Source organism: Candidatus Melainabacteria bacterium RIFOXYA2_FULL_32_9, from assembly GCA_001784615.1.
In the GTDB taxonomy this organism is placed as follows: Bacteria; Cyanobacteriota; Vampirovibrionia; order Gastranaerophilales; family UBA9579; genus UBA9579.
On record MFRQ01000162.1, the window covers coordinates 33,513 to 37,660 of the forward strand.

Consider the following 4,148-nt stretch of genomic DNA (forward strand, 5'->3'; position numbering starts at 1 on the left):
CAGTAGTGCTCCAAGAAAACTGAGTAACTAAGTCACATTTTTAAGTACTCAATTATTCCAGCGAAGACATAAGTTTGTGCCTTTGGCACTTAACTTATGTCAGGTGATTAATATCACACATTCTTCATTATTTCTTTGTTTACAGTTTTTGTCAAATTCTTTGTTTTCCTGTATATTTAACTAGGAGAGTACAAGAGGGCTGAGTATGCACTCAAAAAGAATATGCTTTGTAGTAACTGACATTGAAAGTATAGACGCTAATAAGAGTCTTATATCCTTTTTAGGTGAGAAAAATATTGATTCATCATTCTTGATTCCCTCAAAATTAAAGGATTATCTTAATTTTAATAATGCAAAAATGCATATTATTGAGGAATTAACTAAAGAAATTCCTTATTATCTTGAATTTAACTTTAGTAGCCGGAATGAATATTTATCATATTTGATTTATAAATCATTAGAGTATATTTTTAGCTCAGAAAATTATGATTCAGTTGTATTTTTAACTAATATTATTGATTCAGCTATTTCTATTCAAGGAAACAGGACTCTTGGGAAATTTGATAAAGCTAATTTAGTGATCAATATAGATACTTTTAAAGACTACGAAAAAACAGATTTGAATTTGCTCGCAAAGTATAGATTGGTTTATTTGCAGGAATTGGCCCTAAAATATGCTGATGTTGCTATATCCGGTAACTTAGAAGCATTCAACTCTTTTACTGATTTAACTAAAAATAGACTATTAACAGCTAAAAATAAAGACTTTCTTGATATTTTTAAATATAAGCCTGAACCTTTTATAAAATATACTGATTTAAATTATGTTCCAAAAGTCTCTGCTATCACCACTTTCTATAATGCACACGAATATTTCGAGGAAACTCTAGCTTCTTTAGATAATAGCAACTATCCTAATTTTGAAGTAATCATTGTAAACGACGGTTCTACTGCATCTGAGTCGATAGAATTATTGCAGAAGCTTGAAAAACTAAATAAATATAAGATTGTTCATAAAGGAAATGGTGGTCCTGCAACAGCAAGAAATGCCGGTAGATCAGTTGCAGAAGGTGAATATATATTATATCTGGATTCTGATGATAAGATTTCGCCTGATTACCTTGAAAAAGGCGTTAAATGTCTTATAAATAATCCTGATATTCCTTTTGTAGTAGCATATTGCAATAATGTTACTGAAAATGGCAGAGATTTAATATATCCCTGTCCTATTTATCCTAATCATCCTGTACTTATTACTATTGGAGGAACTTCTCATTCGGCTATTTATAAAAAATCGGTATTTGATAAGTTTGAATATGATAAAAACTTCTTGAGAACTGATGATTGGGAATTTTATATTAATCTAAGTGCGAATAATTACATCGGTATATCTATTCCTGAATTTCTTTTTGACTATAGAAGAAGAGATGCAAGTATATCCAGTAACTTTGCACCAGGAGAAAGAAAAGCAGATCAAAGGCGTTTCAGGGAAAAACATAAAGAATTTTTTGATAAATTGGGCTTGTATCCTGAAGAAATTGACTTAAACTATTTTAATGTAACTGATATTATTTCGTGTCAAGACTTTAAAAATAATGTAAATAAATTTATTCAGGAAAATCAAGGTAAAAAAGTATGCTTTTATGGAGCAGGGCAACTAGCAAGAGAACTTGTAGAAAAATATGATTTGTCCGGACTGAATATTGGCGGATTTTTTGATATGAGTTTGAATAAAGTCGGTCAGGAAATTGGTGATTATATGATTTATTCAGTCGATGATATTGATAAAATTAAACCAGATATAATTGCAATAACTGTAGTTCAAAAACAATACACAATTCCATACTTAGAAAATATTAAACTGACCAGAGGGCTTAATTATAATATTATTTATGATCTATTTTAGCCCAAATGTATAATATAGAATCTTTATTCGAGCAGGTTTAGTCTTCAATAAGATAGAAGGGCCACTAAAGTTGGCTGAATTATCTAATAGAAGCAAGAAATTAACCAAGAAAATTCCAGTTAATAAGGAATAAGGACGTAAGGACGCAATAAAAAATACTTACGCATTTTTTATTGCGTCCTTAATCTTCCATATATCTTTAAACTCTTATTTCCACCTAATTTTCCTGGCTCAATACTTTTATATGGTTTTTCATCTTTATTAATCAACGTATAAAGTTTTTTATTGGATCCAAAATTTAATTGAGTTTTAATTACTAACATTTTTAGTCGTGCTACAACGTAAACTGATAACTTTAAATTAAGTCTGCCTGTTTCAAAGGCTATGGTCGATGACTTAAGTTAGGTAATGGATATTACCACATCTTTTAGTACCATTTCATTAACTAAAATGATAGTAGCACAAACATTCTCAATTGGATTGCCAAATACAGCATATCTTACTGCGTTTAAAGGCACCTTTAAAAATCTTTTTATCTCTTTAGATGAGATTTATCCCCCCAGATAATTTTTGAGACTTTTTATACCTCTATTATTTCTGCAAAGTTTTTTGAGTTTGCTTATTGCTCTGTTTTCTATCTGCCTGATTCTTTCTCTTGATACGCCGTATCTTGAACCGATTTCTTCAAGTGTCTTTTTATTGCCATCATCGTCAAGACCAAATCTCATAATAAGAACATCACGTTCTTTTTTGCTGAGCTGTCCAAGGATTTTTCTGATTTCATCAAAAAGATTTTCCTGGATTACACGTGTATCCGGAGAAATGCTACTGATATCTATTAGAAAATCACCAATTTTTGCGTTTTCTTCTTTTTTATTTAATGGAGTTTCTAAGCTTATAGTAGCTTGAGCTGACTTTATAACTGCTCTTAATTTTGATAATGGTATATCAAGCCTTTCAGCAATTTCTTCTTTAGTGGGTTTTCTATTGAGCTCATTTGTTAAATCACGAGTGACTTTCTTAATTCTTCCTATTGTTTCAATCATATGAACAGGAAGCCTGATTGTACGGGACTTGTCAGCAATTCCTCTTGTTATTGCCTGCTGAATCCACCAGGTTGCATATGTGCTGAATTTATAACCTTTTGTGTAGTCAAATTTTTCGGCAGCACGCATTAAACCCATATTTCCTTCCTGGATTAAATCGAGGAAAGATAAACCTCTGCCTATATATTTCTTAGCAATACTAACTACTAATCTTAAATTTGCATTTACAAGTTTTTCTTTTGCTATTTTATCATTGGTCTCTCTTATATTTTTGGCATGTTCAACTTCTTCTTCCCCAGTTAAAAGAGGAATCCGACCTATTTGTTGAAGGTAAATTTTTACAGAATCATCTGATGATCCGGAGCTCTTTTCTATCTCCTCCAGATTTTCTTCAGGCTCATCTTCAACTTCTACATCAATATCTTCAATTTCAAATTCATCAGAGTCGTTATCATCAGAAAAATATTCGTCTTCCTGGTCCTCATCGTTCTTATTTTTGGATTTTTCTATAATTTCTTTGTTTGATTTCATGTTCTTCTCGTTAATTGACATGTTAACTCCCCCATTATAACTATTTTATACAAATCTTAGAATAGGGATACAGTTTTTTAATCTAAGAAAATTAATAAAGTTGTTATTTTGTCTGGTTAGACACCTTCTTGACATAGTCTTTGTCTTAATATTTCATATATAATAATACTTGTGGCGTTTGCTACGTTTAAAGAATTGATTTTTCCTGGCATAGGAATTTTAATCAATATGTCACAGTGTTTTTTTACCAATGTACTGATCCCTTGACCTTCTCCTCCTACTACTAACGTACAATTTAGATTATAATCTGCCTCAAAGTAATACTTTTCTCCTGTACTTTCTGCTCCAAAAATCCAAAAATTGTTTTCTTTAAGCTTTTCTATGGCATTAACTATGTTTGTTACCTGTACTATGGGAATTTTTTCTACAGTTCCTGCGCTTGCTTTTTCTACAGTAGATGTTACAGGGGTTGATCTTCTTTTAGGAATTATTATTCCATCTGCACCTGCCGCAACTGCTGTTCTTACAATTGAGCCAAAATTATGAGGATCTTCTACTCCATCTAGAATAATAACAAGTGAATTTTTTACGTTTTTCAAGTTATTTAGCAGATCATCGAATTCCATATAGGCAATTGGTGAGACTGATGCAGCTATACCTTGATG

The 4,148-nt window shown here is 31.1% G+C and carries 3 protein-coding genes; 1 reads left to right on the plus strand and 2 read right to left on the minus strand.

Features of this window, described 5'->3' with window-relative positions:
- Positions 1-205: 205 nt before the first annotated feature.
- Positions 206-1,906, plus strand: a complete 1,701-nt coding sequence (locus tag A2255_07210; GenBank protein OGI16928.1) for a hypothetical protein — start codon at positions 206-208, stop codon at positions 1,904-1,906.
- A 551-nt stretch (positions 1,907-2,457) separates the two neighbouring features.
- Here A2255_07210 and A2255_07215 read toward each other — a convergent pair.
- Complete coding sequence (locus tag A2255_07215; protein OGI16929.1) at positions 2,458-3,504, minus strand: hypothetical protein; 1,047 nt, start codon at positions 3,502-3,504, stop codon at positions 2,458-2,460.
- A 95-nt stretch (positions 3,505-3,599) separates the two neighbouring features.
- A complete protein-coding gene (locus tag A2255_07220; GenBank protein ID OGI16930.1) occupies positions 3,600-4,109 on the minus strand; it encodes a 23S rRNA (guanosine(2251)-2'-O)-methyltransferase RlmB in 510 nt (169 codons plus the stop codon).
- Between the last annotated feature and the right edge of the window lie 39 nt (positions 4,110-4,148).